The sequence below is a fragment of the Streptomyces sp. RLB3-17 genome, from assembly GCF_007113425.2.
GTDB classification, from domain to species: Bacteria; Actinomycetota; Actinomycetes; order Streptomycetales; family Streptomycetaceae; genus Streptomyces; species Streptomyces mirabilis_D.
The window spans coordinates 5,695,410-5,717,980 of record NZ_CP041610.2 but is presented as its reverse complement, the minus strand read 5'-3'; the positions used below and the strand labels follow the sequence as shown (position 1 = coordinate 5,717,980).

The window sequence follows — 22,571 nt, the reverse complement described above, 5'->3', positions numbered from 1 at the left end:
ATCCTCACGCCTTTTCGCGACCCAATTGGCTCCCGTACGACACCCGCCGGCTCCCGCCCGACACCCGCCGGCTCCCGTCCGACACCCCCTGGCTCCCGTCCAGCACCCGCCCCAACGCCTCCAGCGCTTCCGGATAGATCCGCTCCCGGGGAGTCCCGTAGCCCACGACCAAGCCCTGAGGCCGCCCCTCGCCGCGCTCGTGCCAGTGCTCGCCGAGATGCCCGACCGCGAGCCCCTCCTCCTCCGCCCGCGCCAGCACCTCCGCCTCGTCCGCCACGTCCACCAGTGCGTGCAGCCCGGCCGCGATACCGCGTACGCTCCTGCGCGCCCCCAGCCGGTCGAGCAGCTGGTCCCGGCGTCGCCGGTACCGCAGCCGGCAGGCGCGCACATGACGGTCGTAGGCGTGGCTGGTGATCATCTCGGCCAGCGCCAACTGGCCGATGGACTCGGTGTGATGGTCGCTGTGCAGCTTCACGTCGGCCACCGCGTCGACCAGGTGCGGCGGCAGCACCATCCAGCCGAGCCGCAGGGCGGGGCCGAGGGTCTTGGACGCCGTGCCCAGGTAGGCGACCTGTCCCGGTGCCATGCCCTGGAGGGCGCCGACGGGTTGCCGGTCGTAGCGGAACTCACCGTCGTAGTCGTCCTCGACGATCAGTCCGCCGCGCGCGCGGGCCCAGTCTGTGAGCGCCCGCCGCCGCTCGGGGTGCAGGGTCACCCCGGTCGGGTACTGATGGGCGGGCGTGACGACGACGGCGTCCGCCGGTGAGTTGGCCAACTCCCCAGCGCAGGCGCCTCGTTCGTCCACCTTCAGCGGCACCACCGTGCCTCCGCCCCGCCGCACCACGTCCCGGTGGAACGGCAGTCCGGGGTCCTCCATCGCGACCACCCCGCCGTCCAGCACACGCGTGAGGAGCGCGAGCCCCTGCACGTATCCCGAGGTGATCACGATCCGCTCGGGGGGCGCGATCACGCCCCGGGCCCGTCCCAGGTAGCCCGAGAGCGCCGTCCGCAGTTCGATCCGGCCGCGCGGGTCCCCGTAGTCGTACGCCAGGGAGGGCGCCGTCGCGATCGCGCGGCGCAGCGCCCGCAGCCACGCCGCCGCCGGGAACGTACCGACGTCCGGGCTGCCCGGCCGCAGATCGAAACGGGGCGCACGCGCGCGGGGAGCCCCGACGGCTTCCGACACGGCGTCCGCGGGAAGCACCGCGACCTCGGTGCCCGACCCCTGCCGGGCTGTCAGGTACCCCTCGGCGACCAGTTGGTCGTACGCCCCCTTGGCGGTCCCGCGCGAGATGCCGAGTTCGGTCGCGAGCCGCCGGGTCGGGGGCAACCGTGTGCCCGGAGCGAGCCGGCCGTCGCGCACCGCGTCCCGCAGAGCCCGTTCGAGCCCGGTTCTGCGCCCCGCGGCCACGTCCGGCTCCAGATGCAGATCCACCCCGACACCGGACCAGAAGTCGTCGCCCACTCATCCCCCCGTGAGTTCCCGCGCCCAAAGGGGCGCCGGGCCGTGACACCATGCGGCTCCGCCGCGTGGGCGCGACCAGCCACGACCTACCCGCAGACCAATGGCCGGGCACTTCTCGTACCCGGCCATCAGCCCTATGCCAGCCCTACGCCGGCCCTACGTCAGCCCTTCAGAGCCGCCATCCACGCCTCGACCTCGTCGGAGCGGCGCGGCAGCCCCGCCGACAGGTTCCGGTTGCCGTCCTCGGTCACCAGGATGTCGTCCTCGATGCGCACGCCGATGCCCCGGTACTCCTCGGGGACGGTCAGGTCGTCCGCCTGGAAGTACAGGCCCGGCTCGACGGTCAGGCACATGCCCGGCTCCAGCGTGCTGTCCACGTACGTCTCGGTCCGCGCGGCGGCGCAGTCGTGGACGTCCATGCCGAGCATGTGGCCGGTGCCGTGCAGGGTCCAGCGACGCTGCAGACCCAGCTCCAGGACACGCTCGACCGGGCCCTCGACCAGACCCCACTCGACGAGCTTCTCGGCCAGCACGCGCTGCGCGGCGTCGTGGAAGTCGCGGTACTTGGCACCGGGCTGCACGGCCGCGATACCGGCCTCCTGGGCCTCGTACACGGCGTCGTAGATCTTCTTCTGGATCTCGCTGTAGCGGCCGTTGACCGGCAGTGTGCGCGTGACGTCGGCGGTGTAGAGCGTGTGCGTCTCCACGCCCGCGTCGAGCAGCAGCAGGTCTCCGGAGCGCACGGGCCCGTCGTTGCGCACCCAGTGCAGCGTGCAGGCGTGCGGGCCGGCGGCGCAGATCGAGCCGTAGCCGATGTCGTTGCCCTCGACCCGCGCGCGCAGGAAGAAGGTGCCCTCGATGTAGCGCTCGCTGGTCGCCTCGGCCTTGTCCAGGACCTTCACGACGTCCTCGAAGCCGCGCACCGTCGAGTCGACGGCCTTCTGCAGCTCGCCGGCCTCGAAGTCGTCCTTGATCAGCCGCGCCTCGGAGAGGAAGACCCGCAGCTCCTCGTCGCGCTCGGCGGTGACCTTGTCGGTCAGGGCCGCCTCGATGCCGGCGTCGTAGCCGCGCACGACCCGGACCGGGCCGGTGGCCTCACGCAGCTTGCCGGCCAGCTCCCGCACGTCGGAGGCGGGGATGCCGTACAGCTGTTCGGCCTCGGTGAGGGAGTGACGACGGCCGACCCACAGCTCGCCCTGCCCGGACAGCCAGAACTCGCCGTTCTCGCGGTCGGAGCGCGGCAGCAGGTAGATCGTCGCCTTGTGGCCGCCGTTCCCGTTCGGGGAGACGGTGGGCTCCAGGACCAGGACGCCGTCCTCGGTCAGGTTGCCGGTGAGGTAGGCGTACTCGACCGAGGCGCGGAAGGGGTACTCCGTGTCGTTCGAGCGCGTCTTCAGGTTGCCCGCCGGGATCACCAGGCGCTCGCCCGGGAAGCGCGCGGAGAGCGCGGCGCGGCGGGTGGCGGTGTACTCGGCCTGCGCGATCGGCGTGAGGCCGCGCAGCTCGGTGTCGGCCCATCCGGACTTCATGTTCTCGGCGAGCTCGTCGGACACGCCCGGGTACAGGCCGTTCTTGCGCTGCTTGATCGGCTCTTCTTCGCCCGCTTCGTCAGCGGCATCGTCGAGCACGGCTTCCGGGGTCTCCGGGTTGAGCGCCTCCGACACGGTCTGCCTCCTAGATACGACTCTGGACCTTCCCCCCAGCTCTCCGCTGTGCTCGAGCAGGGGGACACCCATCATCGTACGGTCGTACGGGAGCGGGCCCAGGGCCGGAAGTCCTGTTACGCGCAGAACTCAGCGCGGCGGCCCCACAGGACCGCACTCGTCGAAGTACGGACCGCACTCGAAGCGTGGACCGACCGCAGTCGAAGCCTGGATCGACCGCACTCGAAGCGCGGACCTCAGTCGAAGCGCGCCGCCAGGAGTACGACGTCCTCCCCGCTGTCCGCCTCGTCCAGCCCGTCCGGCAGCACGGACCGCAGAACATGGTCGGCGAGCGCGCCGGGATCCTCACGCAGCGTCCTGGGGACGCTGGCGGCCGCCGCGTGCAGCCGGGCGAAGGCGCGGTCCATGGGGTCGCCGGTGCGGTGCAGCAGGCCGTCGGTGTAGAGCAGCACGGTCTCGCCGGGCTCGGCCGTCAGTTCGACACTGGGCGCCTCCCAGCAGGCGAGCATGCCCAGGGGCGCGGACAGCGAGGTCTCCACGAACTCGGTGCGCCGCGCGCCGATCACCAGCGGCGGGCTGTGTCCGGCCCCGGCGAGCGTGATCTTGCGCAGGGCGGGCTCGCAGTACGCGAAGAGGGCGGTCGCGGAGCGGGCGGGCTCGGTCAGGCGCAGCAGCAGCTCGAGGTCGGACAGGACGGCGACGGGGTCCTCGCCCTCCATCACGGCGTACGCCCGCAGTGAGGCCCTCAGCCGGCCCATGGCGGCGACCGCGCTGGGCCCGGCCCCGGTGACGGAGCCGACCGCGAGGCCGAGCGCGGCGTCGGGCAGCGGCAGCGCGTCGTACCAGTCGCCGCCTCCGCGCGGGCCCGTGCGGTGCCGGGCGGCGAGCTGGACACCGGAGACCCGGGGCAGCCGCGGCGGCAGCAGCTCCTGGGAGATCGTCTTCATGCACGCGCGCGTGCGGTCCAGTTCCAGCAGCCGTGCCAGGTGTTCGGTCGCGTAGCGGGCGTAGAGGCCGACGAGGTGGCGCTGGCGCTCCACCGGTTCGGCGGGTTCGTCGTAGAGCCATACGGCGGCGCCCAGCCGGCCCGCCGCCTTGGTGGACAGGGGCAGCGCGTAGCTCGCGGCGTAGCCGAGCCGGGCGGCCACCTCGCGGTGGCGGGGGTCGAGCCCGTCCTCGGAGAGGAGGTCCGGCTGGGAGATCTCGCCCTCGCCTCCGGGCAGTCCGTCCAGGATCCTGCCGTACGACATGGCGCTGCGCGGGACGGTCTCGATGTGGCCGAGGTCGGCGCGGGCGAGGCCCAGGCCGATGGTGGTGTCCGGGCCGAGTCCGTCGCCCGGTTCCATGACGACGAGACCGCGCCGGGCGCCCACGAGGGCGGCTCCCGCGCGCAGCAGCTCCTGCAGCGCGTCGTTCAGTGTCGCGGTGCGCACCAGGCGCTCGGTGAGTTCGTGGAGGGTGGTGAGGTCGGACACCCAGCCGGCGAGCCGATCTTGGAGAACGGCTCCGGGGCCGGTGGACGAGGTGGCCGAAGAGGAGCCCGTCGCGGAACCCGTGACGGAGGTCGTCGGCGCGACAGTGTGTGCGGGCGCGGGAACCGTTGAATCGATTCCGGCCACTTTCGGAACGTGAGGGGCGTTCATGGTGTCCGGCTTTCCGACCGGTGCGTATTGCTCAATAGCATCGCAAACCCCCATGTCGTTCTGCGCCGCTAGCAGTGTCTCCACATGTACACGCACTCGTGAGGGGATGTCCAGCATTGTCCTGCTGGGATTCCTGGTGTCCATGAGACCCTCGGTAACCCTTGCGGGAAAGCAAAGTTGGCTTAAAACTGACTCAGGTAACGGGTTATTGAGGTCGACTGGCCTCGTTCGACGGAGCGTCACAGCGGTCGTGATGGGTACGTACTCGGTGAAGGCCAGGGGTGGTTGGGATCCGCCCGGAACCTGGCGACGGACCCGGGCGTCTTAACCACCGACGACCGTGCCCCATCCTCCCGTGGCGGAGGCGGCAAGAAACAGCGGGACGGCAAAACGCCAGGCGCCGCCACCCCACGCCATGCCCATGCTTCAGACAGACGCAGTATGGACGCGGACGCAGCCAATGCTCGGCCCAGATGGGTTCCCCTTGCCGTGCGCAGGGGTGTGATGCGCCAGCAGGTACGCACAGTGAAGTGATCGACACATGACGTGATGTGATCCACGGTGTTGCCAGGCGTGCAACGGAAAGGAACGAGCGCTCATGCGCGAGATCCTCGGAAGGCGACGCAGGCTCCTGTCCAGGCGAAACAACGGGAGGTCTGAGATGCTCAGCGCGGCCCTGACCTTCGCGACCGATTGGCAGTGGCCCGTGCTCCCGGGTGTGGCACCGGACCCGCAGGGGCGTGCCCGCTGCGGGTGCCCGGACCCGGAGTGCACGGTGCCCGGTGCCCACCCCTTCGACCCCGGCCTCCTCGCGGCCACCACAGACGAGCGCATGGTGCGCTGGTGGTGGACCAACCGGCCGTCCGCACCCATCGTGCTGGCCACCGGAGGCACGGCCCCCTGCGCGGTGAGCCTGCCCGCCCTCGCGGCGGCGCGCGCACTCGACGCGCTCGACCGCACGGGCATGCGTCTCGGCCCGGTCGTCGCGGCGCCCACGCGCTGGGCGATCCTCGTCGCGCCCTACTCCATGGAGCAGCTCGGCGAGCTCCTCTACGCCAAGGACTTCGTGCCGGGGTCCCTGCGCTTCCACGGCGAGGGCGGCTACATCGCGCTGCCCCCGTCCGAGACCGGCCAGGGCCAGATCCGCTGGGAGCGCGCACCACTGCCCGGCTCGGCCGCGCCCTGGGTGCCCGATGTGGAGGCCGTGGTGGACGCGGTGGTGGAGGCGCTCACTCGTACGGGTGTGAGCGCGCCCGAGTTGTAGGGTGCCCGGCGCGCGGTGAGCCGCGCGCCCACCCACGCTCGTTATGTTCCGCACTATGCAGCGTCATTCCGGGGGACACAGAGCCCCATCGTCTCTACGTGCCGGGCCGGACTTCCACAAGGTTCGCCTGGTGGCGCTGGCGGGCCTCGTGGTGTTCACGGTCGCCCTGCCACTGACCGTGGCCTCCGCAGGACCCGTCGGTGACGGGAGCTCCGAGGCCCTACGCGCGTCCCGGACGATCGACGACAAGGGAACGGCAGCCCCCGCCGCGCCCCGTTCCGCTTCCGCGACCCCTCCCGCTTCCGCGCCCGTGCCCCGGCTTCTGGGCCTCGGCAGGGCCACCGCCGCCCGGTGCGGCCCCGAACTCTCCTCCCCCGACGGCATCGAGGCGCAGACCTGTGTCATGACCCAGGGGGAGGACACCTGGGCGCGCACCTACTACCGCAACGCGACCGGTGACGAGCTGAGCTCCACACTGAGCCTCATGGGCCCCGGTGGCCGCACCGTGGAGATGAACTGCGCGGTGGGTGCCGAGGACGACCCGGGGGTGTGCGAGACGCCCAGAGGGCGCACGGCGGGAGGTGTGGGGGCGTACACGGCGGTCGCCGAGTTCGCGAGGAGCGTCGGGAGCGGGCCGATGTTGCTGCGGTCGGGAAGCGAGGCGGCGAGCGCCTCGGGGAGCGACTCCGAGAGCACCTCGGGAAGGGGACCGGAGAGCGGTCCGTAGAGCGTCTCGGGGAGCAACTCGGCCCCGTAGCAAGGCGGTTGACGCCGCAGGAAAATCCGTACATGGAAAGACCCGGTTGCTGGCGACGGGGGATGCACCAGCAACCGGGCTACTCGAACGGTAACAAGAGATCGGCGGTTCGCAAATTCGATCTCGGCTATTCGGACACGGATTTACCTGTCACCGCCGGGAGTTGTGACAGGAGTCACCCACTCCGTGAAGCGCCGACCAGCTGACCGGTCGGTCAGTGCCCCAGCTGTGTGTCAGCTGAGCGTGACCTGTCGGTTCGTGAGGCCGCCGCGTGCCCGCCGCTCGTCAGGGGTCAGCGGTGCGTCCGAGGCCAGGGCGGTCGCGAGGCGCTCGGCGAACTCGGCCGCCGGCTTTTCCACATCGTCGGCCGTGACGCCCGTCGGCAGGTCCCAGACCGGCACCGTGAGCCCGTGCGCACGGAAGGAACCGACCAGCCGCGTGCCCTCGCCGAGGCTCGAGCGACCGGCCGCGTGCAGCCGCGCGAGCGCGTCCAGAAGCTGCTCCTCGGGGTACGGCATCACCCAGCGCAGGTGGTTCTTGTCGGGGGTCTCGCACCAGTACGCCGCGTCCACGCCGGAGAGCTTCACGGTCGGGATCGCCGCCGCGTTGGCCCGCTCCAGGGAGGCGGTGACCTCCGGCGTCGAGTGTGCCGTGTCCGGGACCCAGAACTCGAAGCCCGAGTGCACAACTGGCTCGAACGCGCCTTCGGGGTCGAGCAGTTCCTGCAGTCGCGGGCCGTCGGCAGGGGCGCGGCGGCCCTGGATCGGGGTGCCGGGCTGGGCCGTGAGCGCGCGCTGGAGGGTGTCGGCGAGGTCGCGGCTGATGTCGCCGGACGCCGTGTCGTTCTGCAGGCCGATCAGGACCGAGCCGTCGTCGCGGCGCAGCGCGGGCCAGGCCATCGGCAGGACGGTGGCGAGCGTCACCGAGGGAACCCCCTCGGGCAGGCTCTCCTTGAGATTCAGCTCGACCGTGGCGGCGGGCACCAGCTCGCGCAGCGCGACCCAGTCGCCCTCGCTCGGCAGGCCCTCGAAGGGGCGCTGGACCAGCTCCGTCACCGCGTGTGCGGCCGCCCGGCCGTGGCAGGCCTTGTAGCGGCGGCCGCTGCCGCATGGGCAGGGCTCGCGAGCGCCGACTACCGGGATCTCCCCGTCCTTGAGCTGAGGCTGCTTGGCCTTCGTCTGGGGTCGCTTCTTGGCCATCGTGGGTGTCTCCCGATCACGGCTCGTCTCGTACTGGCGCGAGCCTAGCCGCTCGTACGTCAGCCGACGGGACCCTGTGGACAACGCACCGAGTCGTCACGGAACCGGACCTTCCGTCCGGGGCTTCCGCCCGCGGTTTCCGCCCCGCTCCGTCGCGTCCCGCCCGGCCCCGTCCCGCCCTGTCCTGCCCTGGTCAGTCCAAGTCGTCGAAGGCGTCCGTGAAGTCCAGCCCGGGCAGTCCCGTCACACCTGGTGACGCGACGCGCGTAGCGAAGTCGTCACGCCGACGCGCCGTGGCCGTGTCCGTCACGTCGTCCTGGACGACGACCCACACGGTGACCTCTCCGCGGGTGTCGTCCCGTACGCCCCAGTCCTTGGCCAGCGCCGTGATGATGTTCAGCCCGCGGCCGCCGTGTGCGGTGACCGAAGGTGTGGCGGGAACCGGGCGGGTCGGACCACCGCCGTCCGTCACCTCGACGGTGAGCCTCCCGGACGCGTCGACGCGCCACGCGGCCCGCACGTCGCCGTCCCCGGCGAGGGCGTCGCCGAGGGGCCTGCCGTGCCGGCACGCATTGCTCAAAAGTTCGGAAAGGATCAGTACGGCGTCGTCGATGACCGATTCCGTCACTCCACCGGTGCGCAGTTGATCGCGCATCCGATGTCTTGCTTTCCCCACGCCCGCAGGGCCATGGGGAACGGCCATGCTCGACGACGTGGGCACCTCCTGTGCCACCACCAACGCCACCCCCGAGACCTCCTTTGCCCCACGCCACGGTGTGGATGCCCCTCCGGACTGGACCGGAAACCGGCCAATCCACGTCTGCTGACGCACTCGTAACGATCGAACACGGAACGAACGCGCCGGTGCACTCCCTGTAACCGAGTGGCTGGATTTCGGCGGTGGATGACGTGGTTCGACGGCTGTCGTCGGCACCTGGAGCGGTGGTTTCCGGACGACGAGCCGCGAGGTCAGCGGCCGAGTTGGTGCAGCACCGCGCGGGGGCGGTTGGTGATGATGGCGTCGATGCCCAGTTCAACGCAGAGATCGACGTCCTCGGGTTCGTTCACCGTCCAGACGTGGACCTGATGACCGGCTCTTTTCAGCCGTTCGATGTATCCGGGGTGGTTGCGCACGATCCGCATCGAGGGGCCTGCGATCCGGACACCGGCCGGCAGTCGTCCGTCGCGCAGCCGGGGTGAGATGAACTGCAGAAGATAGACCGTCGGCAGCGTCGGGGACGCGGACCGGACGCGGTGCAGGGAGCGCGCCGAGAAGCTCATGACGCGCACCGGAGAGGTGGCGGCGCTCGCCGGGGCGTCCAGGCCGAAGCGCTTCAGGAGGAGCAGCAGCCGGTCCTCGACCTGGCCCGCCCAACGCGTGGGGTGCTTGGTCTCGATGGCCAGCTCCACGCGGCGGCCCGCGTCGGCGACGAGTTCCAGCAGTCGCTCCAGAGTGAGGACGGAGGTGTCCTGCGGGTCCCCGGGGCCGTACTCCCAGTCGGGGGACTCGTCGCGGTTCTTCCAGGAGCCGAAGTCCAGGGCGGCGAGCTCGGCGAGCTCCAGGGCGGAGACGGCTCCGCGGCCGTTGGACGTACGGTTGACGCGGCGGTCGTGTACACAGACGAGATGTCCGTCCGCGGTCAGCCGTACATCGCACTCGAGGGCGTCCGCACCGTCCTCGATCGCCTTCTTGTACGCGGCCAGGGTGTGCTCGGGAGCCTCTTCGGAGGCCCCGCGGTGGGCGACCACCTGAATCGGGTGCTGTCGTGCGTGGGTCACCGCGTCATGGTGCCACCGTCGCAGGGCCGACGTGGAGGCCGAGACGCCAGGAATGTTTCTTTTTAGTATAAAAAGCCCGATATAAAGGATGGTCCTGGACCCACAGCCACCGCTTATGGTGCTCTGACGTCCCGTGGGAAAAGCTGACGGCGTACAAAAAGCACATGCACACCAGCACAGCTGCATCGCGCCGGACCGTCTGACAAGCGTGAGTGAGCGTGACCGAGTGCGACCGAGAACAACAGCCGTGGACCGAGGAGAAGAGCTGTGAGCACCGAGAACGAGGGCACTGCAGTACCCCCGGCCCCGTCCGCACCTCCTGTGCCGGTGGAAACTCCCGCTGCTTCCGCGCAGAGCGCTGCGCCCGAAGGGGGCGCGCCGACCGCCCAGCTCCCGGCGGTGCCTCCGAGCGCCCCCGGCGCACCGGAGCAGACACCGGCGTACGCGTCGATGGGCGCCGGGACTCCTGAGGCTCACGGGCACGCCCCCGGAGCGTCCGGAGCGCCGGTCTCCGCCGCCGAGGCGGGCTGGCCGCCCCCGCCGCCCGCCGTTCCCTCGTACGCGGACGGTGGCGGCTCGGGCGCGGGCGGCTGGGGCTCCTCCTACGAACAGCCCGCGCCGCAGCCCAAGAACCGGCGTGGCGGCCTGGTCGCGGCGATCCTGGTGGCCGCGCTGGTCGCGGGCGGCGTCGGCGGCGGCATCGGCTACTCGCTGGCCAAGAACAACGACAACTCCACCGACTCGACGACCGTCTCCGCGCCGAGCGGCAGTGGTGACGTGAAGCGGGCCTCGGGCACGGTCGCGAACGTGGCCGCCAAGGCGCTGCCGAGCACCGTCACCATCGAGGCCGAGAGCAGCAGCGGCTCGGGCGGCACCGGCACCGGGTTCGTCTTCGACACCCAGGGCCACATCCTCACCAACAACCACGTCGTGGCGGACGCGGTCGACGGCGGCAAGCTCACCGCGACCTTCCCCAACGGCAAGAAGTACGACGCCGAGGTCGTCGGCCACGCGCAGGGCTACGACGTCGCGGTCATCAAGCTCAAGAACGCGCCGTCGGACCTGAAGCCGCTCACCCTGGGTGACTCCGATGCGGTGGCGGTCGGCGACTCCACGATCGCGATCGGCGCGCCTTTCGGCCTCTCGAACACGGTGACCACGGGCATCATCAGCGCCAAGAACCGCCCCGTGGCCTCCAGCGACGGCAGTGCCAGCAGCAAGGCCTCCTACATGAGCGCCCTGCAGACGGACGCCTCGATCAACCCGGGCAACTCGGGTGGCCCCCTCCTGGACGCCCAGGGCGCGGTCATCGGCATCAACTCGGCGATCCAGTCCTCGAGCAGCGGCGGTCTGGGCGGCACCAGCCAGTCCGGCTCCATCGGCCTCGGCTTCGCGATCCCGATCAACCAGGCGAAGCACGTCGCCCAGCAGCTGATCAAGACCGGCAAGCCGGTCTACCCGGTGATCGGCGCCTCGGTCTCCCTCGAGGACGGCACCGGCGGCGCGAAGATCACCGAGCAGGGCGCGAGCGGCTCCGCGGCGGTCACCTCCGGCGGCCCCGCCGACAAGGCCGGTCTCAAGCCCGGCGACGTCATCACCAAGCTCGACGACCAGGTGATCGACAGCGGCCCGACCCTCATCGGCGAGATCTGGACCCACCAGCCCGGCGACGTCGTGAAGCTCACGTACACGCGCGACGGAAAGACCCACACGGCCGAGGTCACCCTCGGACAGCGCGACGGCGACAGCTGACCGGTTGGTCTCGTCCCCAGGCTCGGATCGCGCCGACTCCGCAGGTCATAGACGTACTGGTCAGAAGGGGTGCCTCTCACTGAGGGGCACCCCATCTGCATCAGGTCTGTCTCACCTTGATCCGGCTTCGTCACGTGGTGGATCAGCGTGTGTGGACCAGGCGTGGACCGGATGTCGGGCCGCAGGATTGGCTGCGACCTGGGCTTTCGTCGGGCTGATGGTTTGAAGGACTCCAAGCCCGAAGCAGGTGGCACGGCTCCCTCATGTGATCTGGTCCGTCGCCCGCGGATGCGGTCCGTCGTCTCAGATGTGGTCCGCCGGTGGCGATTCGAAGTGACCGCAAGGCCGCGTGTTGAGCCAGGCCTGGCTACCGCCCGCGAAACGTGCCGCCAGGTCCATGGCCTCCTGGGTGAGTCTGATGTGCAGGCCGGCGTCGTCCTGTGTGGCGACCTGGGTAAAGCTGCCCTCGTACCACCAGAACACCGAAGGGCTCAGCGCGCCCGGTGACTGCTCGAAGCCCATGGCGGCGAACCGGGCCATGGCGTGCAGTGAGGGGGCCACGCTCCTGTCGCGGATGACGTGGAAAGCGAGTTGGTGCCGGTGCGGCAGAGTGACCAGGATTCCGTCCGGCGCGGGTGCGTCCTTGGTGTAGCGGCGTACGACCTCGTCGAGGACCAGGGCGAGGCTCGCGATGAAGTACGAGCCTCCTGTCAGCACGTCGAAGTGGGAGCCGTCCTTGTCCTTGACCACCTTGTGCCTGTCCACGCGGACGGCCCGTAGGTTCTGGAACGCGCGGTCCCGAAGGGCCGTGATTTCACCCAGATCGGAGAGGGAGTCCGCGGTCAGCATGTCGACGGTTTCCGGGAGGTCGAGCGCCAGCACCTCCAGCAGCCCCGGGACCGATCGGGGACCGTACCCGAAGGCCTTCAGGAGCGCGGGGTCGCTGGGAATGAAGCGGGGGTAGAGCTGGGCCAGGAGCCGTTCGTGCGGCAGGGCCCTGAGAGCCTGTGGTCCATCCATCGAACGGATGACCCGGTCGACATGTTCGTCTACCAGCGTCCGCCAGCACCGAGGGCCGCGGCTGTCGTGGTGGCACACGGCCGCGAGATTGGAGAGGCCGAAGCGCCAACCCGAGACCGTGGTCACGCGTCCCGGTTCGACCGTTACCTCGATGCCGCGTTCCGCGAAGGCCTCGCGGACGAAGGTGCGCAACCGGGCCGCCTCCGCCTCGGACAGGAACGCGAACTCCCCGTCGCGCGGCAGGTCCACCCCGTCACGACGCTCTCCGCGCCGAAATATCCCCACCAGGCCCCCCATCGCTCGAAGATGCGGATCATAGCCGCGACCGGCCCAGGCGCCTTCTTGAGGTGCTCACGCCCGGTGGGCGGCGGGCGCCGACGGCCCCTCTACATCCCCCGGTGACCTGCTCCGACCCAGGAACCAGATCACATGAGGCGACCAGCGAACCTGACCGGATCATCTGAGATTCGGACCAGACCGACTGAGACGGGACAGGGGAACCTTGGAACGCCACCCGCCCTGCTGCTCAGCTGCCGTGCCGCCCAGTACTCGCTGCCGCCCGAGATGTCGCTCAGCCCACGGAGACGGCGGTCGTGATGTGCGAGCCTGGCCGCGGAGCCCCATGTCTCCTGACCGTGTGACGCACGCCACGGGAACCTGCCCTGCCGTGTGGACAAGGATGGACGTGGACTACTCATTGCACACCCGGATACGGGCAGGCGACCCCGAGGCGTTCCGCGAGCTCTTCCGTGACCACGCCCGACTGGTCCACCGGCACGCGGTGCGCGTGACCGGGGATTGGACCGTCGCCGAGGACATCGTCTCGCTGACCTTCTTGGAGGCGTGGCGGCTGCGCGTCAAGCTGCGGGATGAGGGCGAAAGTCCGCGCCCCTGGCTGATGGGCATCGCCGTCAACGTACTGCGCAACACCACCCGGGCTGCGCGCCGCCACCAGCGGGCCCTGGAGCGCCTGCCGGCCAAGGAAAAGGTCCCGGACTTCGCCGACGAACTCGTCGGCCGCATAGCCGATGCCGACCAACTGGCTGCCGCCCAGCGGGTGCTGAAGAAGCTGAACCGGAGTGAGCGCGAGGTCTTCACACTCTGTGTGTGGTCCGGGCTCAGCTACGCGGAGACGGCGGCCGTGCTCGGCGTTCCGGTCGGCACCGTGCGCTCCCGCCTGTCCCGCGCCCGCAAACGGCTGAGCAAGCTGGCCGACGAAGAACTGAGGAAACGCACGGAACCGCTACCGCGCAACGGACAAGTACAGGGCGGCCGCACTTCCGCGGCCCGGTCACATGAGGCGTACGAGGAGAGGTCCGAATGATCCGCAAGAAGTCTCGGCGTGAGGAGTCGCTGGGCCACGCGGAACTGGCCCGGTTGCTGCCGGCGCCGGGAGACCCGCACCTGTCGCTCGACCGTCACCTGCTTCTCGAGGAGCACCTGATGAGCGAGATCCAGCCCACTGCACCCGCCCCTGCGCCGTCCCGCCGCGTGGCACGCCGTGTCCTGGTGATCGGTGTCCCGGTCACCGCCGCCGCCCTGGCCGGCGCCTTCGCCTTCACCGCGCTGACCGGTTCCGGGGGCAGCAGCCCGGCCGCGGCCACCCCGCCCCCGGTCGAAGCGCCGGTCGTCCGCATCGAGCCCGGCAGCACCGCCCAGCTCGCCTCCACCGTCGAGCACATCGCCGCCGCCGCCTCGGCCAGCAAGACGCCCGAACCCGGTCCGGGCCAGTACATCTACATCAAGAGCAAGGTCTCCTACCTCTCCGTCCTGCACACCGACGCAGACAAGTCCAAGACCTTGGTCCAGCCCCTGCATATCCGTGAGGCATGGAATTCCCCCGACGGCAAGCAGGGCTGGCTGGACGAGCCCGGCTACCAGCCCAAGGGTGGCATCACCCTCAACAGTGACGTCGAGAGCAGCTTGAACGCCCCCTCCTACGACTACCTCAAGACGCTGCCCACCGACCCGGACGCCCTGCTGAAGAAGATCTACAAGGAGACCAAGGGCCAGGGGAACTCACCGGACCAGGAGGCATTCACCACGGTCGGCGACCTGCTCGGGGAGCAGCTCGCACCGGCGAAGCTGAATGCGGCACTGTACCGGGCCGCGGCCAAGATCCCCGGGGTTGTGGTGGTGGACCATGCCCAGGACGCCGCGGGCCGCGAGGGCATCGCCCTGGCCCACGTCGACCAGCAGAGCGGCGATCGCACCGAATGGATCTTCGACCGCAAGACGTACGCCTATCTCGGCAGCCGCGGTGTCCAGGTCAAACAGGCCGACGACGTCAAGCCCGGCACGGTCCTCGAATACACCGCCGTGCTGGAGAGGGCCGTCGTCGACGCCCAGAAGCAGCGCCCCGGCGCGCAAGGTACCGGTGCGTGAGAACACGATCGCCCCGCTGGGCAGTGCGTATGTTGCCACGCGATCAGGACCAGCGCGTCGAGCGGCACTCCCGTCGTCGCGGGCGTCGGTCTCGCGGTCGTGGCTGGTCGGCACTGGCGCAGTGTTCATCGCGCGCAGACGCCGTACGGCCCGCCAGAGCTGACGGCAGGCAGCACAACGCTACGAAGGACGCAGGCCGCTCGTCGTGTCGTGGGCGGCCTACTCGTACTCCGAACCGCCAGGTGAACGGCCACTACTGGCGCCCGAGGTATTGGCGGTCGCCCTTGCCGTCGTCTCAGCTCCGAGGCGTGCCCCTCTTGCAGCGGCTACCCCCCCCGCCGATGGCCGCACCACCGAGCGCACCCAAAAGGCCGACGCCGGCAGACACGAGTGCCACGAGTCCTTGATCCATGAAGGCGGGGTGCAGGCAAACGGCTTGGGAATGATCCCGCTTCCCAAAACACGAGAGGCGCCCCACAAGGGACGCCCCTACGAGCCGGTTTGCCTACTCGTCGTCGTGCTCGTTGATCGCGTCGAGAGCCTGTTGGATCTGCTGGTTGGCCCGCGCTTGGTGGGGCTGGCGACGCCCAGACATGGTCACCGAACGGCGAAGTTCATCGCGATTGACTGGCGCGAGCGCGTCCGCTTCCACCTCGGCGTCGGTTACGGCCTCTGCGACGGCCGTAACCGGCGCTTCTGAGCATCGTCGGAGGGCCATCGCGTGCATGAACGTCCGTCGACGACAGACGGATACGCGGACTGTGTGAGGGCTCGGGGCCCCGAGCCTCCGAGCTCTTATTCGTCCGCCCGGCGCGAGAACGCTTCCGACTACTTCCATCCGTCAAGCGACACCTGCGGCCCGCCTTTGAGACAACGGTGGACGGCGCTGGCGGTGGTTTCCACGTCCTTGGGGAGGGCGTCGGCGTCGACCCAACCGACCTGTGCGTGCTGACGCGGCCCGCGGTTCTCGGGTTCGCCGCTCCACTCATGAGCACCTAAGACCACGGTGAGGAAACCATCGGGGACTTCGACGCCTCAGGCGCCGTGGAGGACGTGGGCGAGCCCGAGCCCGACGATGCGGGGGATCCAGGCCCGGAGTCTGTGCCGGATGGTGCTGATCTTTCGGGAGAAACCTCGGAGCCTGGGGACCCGTCCGCTCACGCAAACGGCCCCGGACGAGGAGTCCGAGGCGGAATAGAGTGCCTCTCTGAAGAGGAAAACCCAGGTCAGCGTCGTAATGCGTACCGACGTTGGCGAGTACGCCCTCAACTGCACTGGTACGCCGACGTTCGCGCCCGTTGATGTCAGGCGTAGATGTCAGCTGCCTCGCCCGACGACCTTGACCCGCGGATCATGGGGTAAGGCGTTTGCGGGGTCACAGGTCGTGTCGCCCCGACCGTGTGGGGGCGATACGACCTACCGCGCCGCTGGCTAACCCATGGTCTTGGCGCCGTCCAGGGACTCGCGGATGATGTCGGCGTGTCCGGCGTGCTGGGCGGTCTCGGCGATGATGTGCATCAGCACCCGGCGGGCCGACCATTGCCCACCCGGCTCGGACCACGGGGCCTTGGGCAGCGGTTGTGTTGCGTCCAGGTCGGGCAGGGTGACAACCAACTCGTCGGTCCGACGGGATACCTCGGCGTAGTTGGCGAGCACGCCGGCCAGCGTCTCGCCGGGCAGCATCCGGAAATCGTCGGCCCGCCGGGCCCAGTCGGCCTCGGTCATGGTGGTGAAGTCGGGCATCGCCGACGGGCCGTCCAGGATGAACTGCACCCAGGTCCGCTCGACCGCAGCGACATGCTTGATCAGGCCGCCCAGGCACAGCTGGCTGGCGGTGGTCCGGCGCCCGGCCTGCTCGTCGGTGAGGTCGCGGGTGGTGAAACGCAGGAAGCGCCGATGCGTGGCCAGCACCTCCAGCAATTCGGCGCGCTCGCCGGTGGCGGTCGGCTCATCGGCCGGGTCGTGGGTCGCCAGTTCGTTGACGGTCACGGTCTCGCTCATGGTCGCTGCCTTCCGTGGTTTGTGTTCCGCCGGGCAAGGAGGACGCTAGAGGCCCTAGAGGTCAGATTCTGACCTAAATGAGGGAAGAGGTGAGATTTCCATGATCCACTCCCCGGTGCCTCCCAAGAGCCGCGGACCGGGTGTTGATGATCGGCGCAGTGGGCATGGTGCGCGGAACCGAGCCAGCGGACCCCGTGTGGGCCACGGCCGCTGCGAATCGTCTGGAGCCGGTACGCTGTACCCGCTCCGTCCCTGGTGGGCGGGTGCGCAGGTGGGTTGCCCGAGCGGCCTAAGGGAACGGTCTTGAAAAACGTGAGGACGCGAAAGCGTCCCCGTGGCCTCGGATCGCACCGCCACCGCAGGTCATAGACGTGCTGGTCAGAAGGGGTGCCTCTCACTGAGGGGCACCCCTTCTGCATGGATCCTGTCTCACCTTGATCCGGCTTTGTCGCGTTGTGAATCAGTGCGTGTGGACCAGGCGTGGACCAAGAACCAGCCGACCAGGTCTGGAAATCCGCTGCTCAGCGGCCCTGTCTGATCCGAGGCATGAACCGTCTCCCTGAGGCGCCGGGACCCGCGAGTCGCCACCCGGACGGCATCGCAGCCTGCACCTTCTGCGCCGTACAGTTCGCCCAACCTCGCCGCTACCCGGCCGGTTCCGTACGCTAATCTGCGCCCACCATTCGAACATCCGATCTTCGGACAACAGATAACAGGGGGCGCCCCTTGCGTGGCATGCGGTTCCGTACGGTTCTGGCGGTCACGGCTGCCACGGCGACTCTGGGCACGGTCTCCGCCTGCGGCGGCAAATCCACCTCGGCGACGGGCCAACACACTTCCGCCACGCCGTCAGCGGTCGTTGTCTCACCGGTGGCTTACCTGCTCAAGGTGGAGGACGCCACAGCCAAGGTGCACTCGTCCACTATGGTTCGGACCGTCACGGTCGGTACTCTGCGCCAGTTGCGGATTGCGGGGGACGACGACTGGGCCCACGGTATGCAGGCCAACGTCACGATGTCGGTGAAGTCCTCTGCCCCGACGCCGATGAAGGTCCGGAGCGACGCCATGTACCTGAAGGTGCCTGCGCAGAAGGTGGCCAAGCTGGGCGGCAAGCACTGGATCAAGGAACCGCTTGCCCTCCTCGCGGCGCAAGGTGCCGCTGGCAAGGCCACGACCGACCAGCTGAAGCGGGCCAACCCTGCCATGGCCGTACGGATGTTGATGGCCAGCGGCGATCTGCGCAAGGTGGGCCAGGAGGCGGTACGCGGGGCGGCCACCACCCATTACACGGGCACGTTGGACACGGCCAAGCTGATCGCCACCAGGCAGGGCCTGACGCCTGATGACGTGAAGTTCTTCAAGAAGCAACTCGCGGCACAAGGTGTTGCCGACGCTCACATCGACCTCTGGGTCAACAGTGAGAACCTGCCTGTGGAGGCGCAGGAACAGATGCAGACGGCCACCGCCAAGGTCACCCGGACCACCTACTTCTCCAACTACGGCGTCGCGGTCGACCTGTCCGTCCCCGCTGCCTCGGACACCTACACCCTCCACTCGGTGACCGACGGCAACCAGACCGGCACGGCCTGAGCCGGGAGCTTCCAGCACGTCCCTGCCCCGTACTCCCATGCCTGAAGCAGGAGATCGGGTCCCCGACAGCGCAAAAGGCGTCACCCCCACCTTGGCATGGGTGAGGGTGACGCCTGTGGTTTGGACGGACCGCACGGCCTATTCGCCGTCGGCAGCCTCCAACGCCCGTGCTATCTGCTGGTTCGCCCGTTGCTGATTGCGGTGAATCGCCTTGGCGTAGAAGCGGAACAGAACAGCGATGCTGTGACCTGCCCGGCGTGCGACCTCGGCCGGAGAGACGCCAGACTCAAGCCACAGCGAAACGCCCGCGTGGCGCAGGGAGTACGGCACGTCAGCTAGCGGCGAGGCCGCCTCGGACTCCGTCAGCGCTGCGAGGCGGGCGGCCTTCCACGCCTCCCCGTACTCCTTGGACAGGAGGTGGCCGCCCTGGGCTGCGCGAAAGAGCCGGCCGTCCTCGGCGGTGCCGAACTCCTTGATGTGCTCGCGGATCAGGCGCACGAGAACCGGTGGAATCGGTACCGGCCTGGTCGCCTTGCGTGCCCGCTTTTTCAGGCCGCGCGTATCGAACGACTCGCCCGTGTCGGTCCATCCGGAGCCGACTCGGGGCATGCTCGTGGAGAGCAGGACTTCACCCCAGCCCTCTTCGGGAAGGGCGAAGTCGTCCTCACGGAGACTGACCGCCTCACCAGGGCGGTTCGCCGCGTAGTAGAGGCAGCCGAAGAACGCCATCAGGTGCCGCCCGCGTTCGCCCTGCTCACCGACAGCGTCGATCAGCGCCTTCGCCAGCTTGGGGCCGGGGACGAACCGGAAGTCGATCTCGTCGTCGGTCTCGGGCGGGGTCCAGTCGACCTTGTCGAGGGGCAGGGTCGTCAGCAACTCCCGTTCTACCGCGTACCTGAGGCAGTTGCTGAAGACCGTTCGCTTGCGGTTCACCGTGTTCTCGGCTGCGGCCGTGCCGTCCTGCTTCAGCTTCAGTGCGTTGAGTGCCGTCCGCACCACCGCGGGCGTGTTGAGGTCGGTGATGTCCACGGACTTCCGGCCCATCCAGGCCAACGCGGCCACGATGTCGGCAGGTGGCTCTTCGACGTCGAGGCGGGGCCGCAGCGTCCCGTCATTGCCGAGGACGAACCGGTAGACCCACGAGTAGAGCGCGATCCGGAGCACCTTCGGAGCTGGAGCCCCGCGGTTGTCCTTGACCAGCTTCGGCGTGATGGTGGCGAGCGTGTCAGCGATGCTCGCGCGGTGCTTGGCCGAGGCGCCAGGCCACTTCATCTCGGCGTAAGCGAGGGTGTGGGCGTACCAGGTGGAGGAGTTGAGGGCCTGGACCTCCGAGGCCGGCAGGCCGGTTTTCGTGTCGAATTGTTCGCGGCTGCGCAGGGCGGTCAGCAGTTCCGAGCGTCGGCCGTCGGCCTGAGCCTTGATCTTGTAGCTCTTGGAGAAGGGCCGGGGGCCAACGCGCCACCGGAGCTGGTAGGCCGCCGAACGGTCGGGCCGCTTGCGGATGGCCCAGATCTGAACGTCGTAGGTCAGCACGCTTCCTGCACCTCGCAGGCGTCGAACCAGGCGTCGAGGTCGGCCCGGCGTATGCGGATCTGACCGTTGGGCAGCTTCAAGTGTCTGGGCGCCTGGCCCCGAGCGCGCATCCGGTAGAAGGCGGCGCGGGACACCCCGATCTCATCCAGCGCTTCGACCAGCTTCAGCGTCTGCTTGTCGGCCTTGGTCGGAGTGGTCACAGCCAGAGCTCTCCTTCGGACTTCGTGCGTTGGACATGGGCTAGGTCGTGGCGAACCTGGGCAGCGAGAAGTTCTTCGCCGGGGCGGTAGCCGCTGCTGAGGTAGGTCCATGAGGAGTCGGTGACGAGGGTGGTGTTCTCGTCGTCGACGGGGAGGCCAGCCAGGGCACGAGCGCGGTCGGCTTGGGCGGTGCGCCAGGCGCGGCGTACGTCGCGGAGTGCGCCGAGGGTGGTGGAATAGGCGCGGGACTTGCTGGAGAAGTGGCCTCGGAAGCCGAGCATGTGAGCCCACTTCCAGAGCTTGAGGTCGGCGAACTCCGGAAGGTGGCCGAGCGCCCAAGCGGTACGGATCATCTGGCGGGCGTGCTGCTGTACCGGGAGGTCGGTGAGGGGTTCGGCTTGGCCGGAGCCGTCGCAGTCGTCGCACAGGTCGCGGAAGCCGTCGGGGCCGCGTACATAGCCGCGTCCGGAGCAGGGGCGGCATACGAGGGTGCGGTCCACGGTGCCCGCGCCTTCGGCGTTCTTGGTGGCGTACTTGGCGACGTATCCGGCGACCTTGGTGTCCGTGAGTTCGCCGTCCCCCAAGGCGGAGATCTGATCCACCTTGAACCGGTCGCCCCACCGGATGACGCGTTCGCCGACCGCGTCCGACTCGATGGTGAGCCGGGCACGGTCGACGGCCAGGCCGACGGCGACGCTAAGAGCGTCGAAGGTGGCCCAGGTCGGGGGCGAGGTGGTGTGGCCGTCGGGCCCGTCGAAGCGGACGACCGCGTGGAAGTGGACCAGGCCGCGTTGTTGGTACTCGGCGACCTTGGCGAAGGAGACGCGGAGGGCAGCGTTGAGTGCCTTCTGCGTCATGCCGAGGTGCTCGGCGAGGGCGCGGCGGAGATAGGTGGTGAAGCGCGCCCAGAGGGCCCCGGCGTGAGCGTTCCAGAGCACGGCGCCGGTGTAGTCGTAGCTTGCCGGGTGCAGCGGGGTGCCGAGTTCGGGGGCGTCCTGGGGGTGGCTTGCGCCGCACGCGCAGGGACGGGGCTTGCCCACGTTGGTGGTGGGCCGGTTGTGGACGGGGCCGAAGGAGGGGGCGGTGAGGGTGACGAAGGCGCGGGGGTGGTTGCGGACGGCTTCGGCGACGTTCTTGCCGCCGGATAGTCCGGCTTTGATGAGGTGGTACGTGTCGGCGGCGTAGAGACGGGAGCAGGCGGGGCAGCGGGAGGCGCGGCGGTTGCCGCAGGTGGTGAGTAGACGTCCGGAGGGTTCGTCCTCGGAGCGGTAGGAGCGGACCACTTGCTTGGTGGCCTGGTCGGTCGTGACCGTCCAGCCGTGCAGGTTGACGGGGCTTGAGCAGCCGCGCAGGCTGCGGACCTGCTCGGTCACGCGGTCGAAGTCGTCGGTGTTGGCCAGTTCGACCAGGTCCCGCAGGCCGGGGCTGATCACGTGGCGCAGGTCGAGGGAGCGGCGCATGAGTGGCGGGGTGTCCCTTCTGGCGCGAGGGTGGGCCCGCGGGCAGCAGCGATTCAGTGCGCTCGGGCTGCTGCCCGCAGGCATGGCGGATCGGGCCCAGGGGCGGGCGAGGCTGGGAGGTGCGGGAAGGGCGGCGGAAGGGGGCGGCCCTACAGGGCGGCGTGAAGCGCGGTGGCCATGGGCAGGCCGATGCCGAGTCGCATCTTGAGCTGAGCCGCCGTGATGGGTTCGCCGTGCTCGGTGTGGTGGGACGTGGCGATGGAGCGGGCTTCGGTCAGTAGCGGCTCAGGCACCTTCACCGCAGGCGAGGCGGGAGCCGGGGCGATGTGAGGAGTGACCGGGGCCGGAATGGTGAGCGGCACCGCAGGGAGGGCTGTGTCAGAGGCTGTCTCAGGCTCCGACTTGATCTCGTCCGGCGAGGGCGCCGCTTCTGCGGGGCGCGCAACGATGTGGAAGGCGCGCAGGAGCTGAGGGCCGACCGCGCCCCAGCCGAGGAGGAGCAGCGGAGCCACCGCGTCAACGGCGGCGCGACCGTAGTGTCCGGCGACTATGGGTTCGGCGACGTTGAGGGCCAGGGTCAGCAAGCCGGAGAAGTGCATCAGACGGGTCGCAGCCGTCATCTGTTCGGCGGGCAGGCCGCGCAGGGAGAGATAGCGCAGAGCGACCAGGAGACCGACCACGGACAGGTCCACCATCGGAGCGATGAGCGGTGCGATCGGGCCGGGGACGCCCAGGCGCAGAGCGAGGGACCAGACGTTGCCGAACGAGAAGACGAACGCCAGCGCGGCGATGACGATCATGACGGCGGTGATGGTGCGCTGAGTGATCCGGTCCTCTGTCATGGGTGTTCACCTCCTTT

The 22,571-nt window shown here is 69.5% G+C and carries 19 protein-coding genes and 1 pseudogene; 7 read left to right on the top strand and 13 right to left on the bottom strand.

What is annotated here, in order from left to right:
- Positions 1-4 precede the first annotated feature (4 nt).
- From FNV62_RS25985 to FNV62_RS25975, 3 genes are all read right to left on the bottom strand, one after another.
- Positions 5-1,465, bottom strand: a complete 1,461-nt coding sequence (locus FNV62_RS25985; RefSeq protein WP_143627227.1) for a PLP-dependent aminotransferase family protein — start codon at positions 1,463-1,465, stop codon at positions 5-7.
- Positions 1,466-1,626: 161 nt separating this feature from the next.
- Positions 1,627-3,129 (bottom strand): aminopeptidase P family protein, encoded by a 1,503-nt coding sequence (locus tag FNV62_RS25980; protein ID WP_060899421.1) that lies wholly within the window; start codon positions 3,127-3,129, stop codon positions 1,627-1,629.
- Between the two features lie 236 nt (positions 3,130-3,365).
- Positions 3,366-4,889, bottom strand: a complete 1,524-nt coding sequence (locus FNV62_RS25975) for a PP2C family protein-serine/threonine phosphatase (protein WP_082417600.1) — start codon at positions 4,887-4,889, stop codon at positions 3,366-3,368.
- 481 nt (positions 4,890-5,370) lie between these two features.
- Here FNV62_RS25975 and FNV62_RS25970 point away from each other — a divergent pair, with 481 nt between their 5' ends.
- Positions 5,371-6,036, top strand: a complete 666-nt coding sequence (locus FNV62_RS25970) for a bifunctional DNA primase/polymerase (RefSeq protein WP_054235106.1) — start codon at positions 5,371-5,373, stop codon at positions 6,034-6,036.
- A gap of 55 nt (positions 6,037-6,091) precedes the next feature.
- Positions 6,092-6,763 carry a hypothetical protein gene (locus FNV62_RS25965; protein ID WP_225900372.1) on the top strand — a complete coding sequence of 224 codons (672 nt, stop codon included), beginning with the start codon at positions 6,092-6,094 and terminating at the stop codon, positions 6,761-6,763.
- 263 nt (positions 6,764-7,026) lie between these two features.
- Here FNV62_RS25965 and FNV62_RS25960 read toward each other — a convergent pair whose 3' ends face one another.
- The 3 genes from FNV62_RS25960 to FNV62_RS25950 all read right to left on the bottom strand — a co-directional run bounded on the left by FNV62_RS25960 (position 7,027) and on the right by FNV62_RS25950 (position 9,771).
- Positions 7,027-7,992 (bottom strand): DUF5926 family protein, encoded by a 966-nt coding sequence (locus FNV62_RS25960; protein ID WP_143627225.1) that lies wholly within the window; start codon positions 7,990-7,992, stop codon positions 7,027-7,029.
- Between the two features lie 193 nt (positions 7,993-8,185).
- Entirely contained in the window at positions 8,186-8,824 is a 639-nt protein-coding gene (locus FNV62_RS25955) for an ATP-binding protein (RefSeq protein WP_143627223.1), read from the bottom strand.
- A 137-nt stretch (positions 8,825-8,961) separates the two neighbouring features.
- Positions 8,962-9,771, bottom strand: a complete 810-nt coding sequence (locus FNV62_RS25950) for a glycerophosphodiester phosphodiesterase (RefSeq protein ID WP_097285393.1) — start codon at positions 9,769-9,771, stop codon at positions 8,962-8,964.
- 267 nt (positions 9,772-10,038) lie between these two features.
- On the opposite strand from FNV62_RS25950, the gene FNV62_RS25945 reads away from it, so the two are divergent.
- Entirely contained in the window at positions 10,039-11,523 is a 1,485-nt protein-coding gene (locus FNV62_RS25945) for a S1C family serine protease (protein ID WP_143602258.1), read from the top strand.
- Positions 11,524-11,826: 303 nt separating this feature from the next.
- On the opposite strand, the gene FNV62_RS25940 is transcribed toward FNV62_RS25945, so the two are convergent.
- The gene (locus FNV62_RS25940) at positions 11,827-12,840 is read right to left on the bottom strand and encodes a hypothetical protein (protein ID WP_186003103.1); all 1,014 of its coding nucleotides are present in this window, start codon (positions 12,838-12,840) and stop codon (positions 11,827-11,829) included.
- A gap of 382 nt (positions 12,841-13,222) precedes the next feature.
- Here FNV62_RS25940 and FNV62_RS25935 point away from each other — a divergent pair, with 382 nt between their 5' ends.
- The 3 genes from FNV62_RS25935 to FNV62_RS25925 all read left to right on the top strand — a co-directional run bounded on the left by FNV62_RS25935 (position 13,223) and on the right by FNV62_RS25925 (position 15,628).
- On the top strand, positions 13,223-13,867 hold the full coding sequence (locus tag FNV62_RS25935; RefSeq protein WP_097285390.1) for an RNA polymerase sigma factor: 645 nt from the start codon (positions 13,223-13,225) through the stop codon (positions 13,865-13,867).
- Positions 13,864-14,928 carry a CU044_5270 family protein gene (locus tag FNV62_RS25930; protein ID WP_143627221.1) on the top strand — a complete coding sequence of 355 codons (1,065 nt, stop codon included), beginning with the start codon at positions 13,864-13,866 and terminating at the stop codon, positions 14,926-14,928. The genes FNV62_RS25935 and FNV62_RS25930 overlap by 4 nt, the downstream gene beginning before the upstream one ends.
- Positions 14,929-15,331: 403 nt before the next feature.
- The gene (locus tag FNV62_RS25925) at positions 15,332-15,628 is read left to right on the top strand and encodes a hypothetical protein (protein WP_143627219.1); all 297 of its coding nucleotides are present in this window, start codon (positions 15,332-15,334) and stop codon (positions 15,626-15,628) included.
- A 128-nt stretch (positions 15,629-15,756) separates the two neighbouring features.
- Here the strand turns inward: FNV62_RS25925 and FNV62_RS55810 are convergent.
- Together FNV62_RS55810 and FNV62_RS25915 are read right to left on the bottom strand one after the other, a co-directional pair.
- Positions 15,757-15,996 (bottom strand): annotated as a pseudogene (locus FNV62_RS55810) (DNA mismatch repair protein MutT); the annotation flags it as partial.
- Positions 15,997-16,359: 363 nt separating this feature from the next.
- Positions 16,360-16,929: a DinB family protein gene (locus FNV62_RS25915; RefSeq protein ID WP_097285387.1), complete on the bottom strand. Its 570-nt coding sequence runs from the start codon at positions 16,927-16,929 to the stop codon at positions 16,360-16,362.
- Positions 16,930-17,664: 735 nt separating this feature from the next.
- Here FNV62_RS25915 and FNV62_RS25910 point away from each other — a divergent pair.
- The gene (locus FNV62_RS25910) at positions 17,665-18,519 is read left to right on the top strand and encodes a hypothetical protein (protein WP_144315671.1); all 855 of its coding nucleotides are present in this window, start codon (positions 17,665-17,667) and stop codon (positions 18,517-18,519) included.
- 138 nt (positions 18,520-18,657) lie between these two features.
- On the opposite strand, the gene FNV62_RS25905 is transcribed toward FNV62_RS25910, so the two are convergent.
- The 4 genes from FNV62_RS25905 to FNV62_RS25890 all read right to left on the bottom strand — a co-directional run bounded on the left by FNV62_RS25905 (position 18,658) and on the right by FNV62_RS25890 (position 22,554).
- A complete protein-coding gene (locus tag FNV62_RS25905; protein WP_144315670.1) occupies positions 18,658-20,052 on the bottom strand; it encodes a tyrosine-type recombinase/integrase in 1,395 nt (464 codons plus the stop codon).
- The gene (locus FNV62_RS25900) at positions 20,046-20,252 is read right to left on the bottom strand and encodes a helix-turn-helix transcriptional regulator (RefSeq protein ID WP_225900371.1); all 207 of its coding nucleotides are present in this window, start codon (positions 20,250-20,252) and stop codon (positions 20,046-20,048) included. Before FNV62_RS25900 ends, FNV62_RS25905 begins: the two co-directional genes overlap by 7 nt.
- Positions 20,249-21,712 carry a replication initiator gene (locus tag FNV62_RS25895; RefSeq protein WP_144315668.1) on the bottom strand — a complete coding sequence of 488 codons (1,464 nt, stop codon included), beginning with the start codon at positions 21,710-21,712 and terminating at the stop codon, positions 20,249-20,251. Before FNV62_RS25895 ends, FNV62_RS25900 begins: the two co-directional genes overlap by 4 nt.
- 149 nt (positions 21,713-21,861) lie before the next feature.
- Positions 21,862-22,554 (bottom strand): DUF2637 domain-containing protein, encoded by a 693-nt coding sequence (locus FNV62_RS25890; protein WP_144315667.1) that lies wholly within the window; start codon positions 22,552-22,554, stop codon positions 21,862-21,864.
- Positions 22,555-22,571: the final 17 nt, after the last annotated feature.

What these genes read in the sequence shown, in the direction of transcription:
- FNV62_RS25930 (WP_143627221.1), top strand. Translation starts at nt 13,864, where the DNA reads ATGATCCGCAAGAAGTCTCGGCGTGAGGAGTCGCTGGGCCACGCGGAA.
- FNV62_RS25890 (WP_144315667.1), bottom strand. Translation starts at nt 22,554, where the DNA reads ATGACAGAGGACCGGATCACTCAGCGCACCATCACCGCCGTCATGATC.
- FNV62_RS25940 (WP_186003103.1), bottom strand. Translation starts at nt 12,840, where the DNA reads ATGGGGGGCCTGGTGGGGATATTTCGGCGCGGAGAGCGTCGTGACGGG.
- FNV62_RS25895 (WP_144315668.1), bottom strand. Translation starts at nt 21,712, where the DNA reads ATGCGCCGCTCCCTCGACCTGCGCCACGTGATCAGCCCCGGCCTGCGG.
- FNV62_RS25975 (WP_082417600.1), bottom strand. Translation starts at nt 4,889, where the DNA reads ATGCTGGACATCCCCTCACGAGTGCGTGTACATGTGGAGACACTGCTA.
- FNV62_RS25960 (WP_143627225.1), bottom strand. Translation starts at nt 7,992, where the DNA reads ATGGCCAAGAAGCGACCCCAGACGAAGGCCAAGCAGCCTCAGCTCAAG.
- FNV62_RS25970 (WP_054235106.1), top strand. Translation starts at nt 5,371, where the DNA reads ATGCGCGAGATCCTCGGAAGGCGACGCAGGCTCCTGTCCAGGCGAAAC.
- FNV62_RS25910 (WP_144315671.1), top strand. Translation starts at nt 17,665, where the DNA reads ATGCGGTTCCGTACGGTTCTGGCGGTCACGGCTGCCACGGCGACTCTG.
- FNV62_RS25935 (WP_097285390.1), top strand. Translation starts at nt 13,223, where the DNA reads ATGGACGTGGACTACTCATTGCACACCCGGATACGGGCAGGCGACCCC.
- FNV62_RS25965 (WP_225900372.1), top strand. Translation starts at nt 6,092, where the DNA reads ATGCAGCGTCATTCCGGGGGACACAGAGCCCCATCGTCTCTACGTGCC.
- FNV62_RS25915 (WP_097285387.1), bottom strand. Translation starts at nt 16,929, where the DNA reads ATGAGCGAGACCGTGACCGTCAACGAACTGGCGACCCACGACCCGGCC.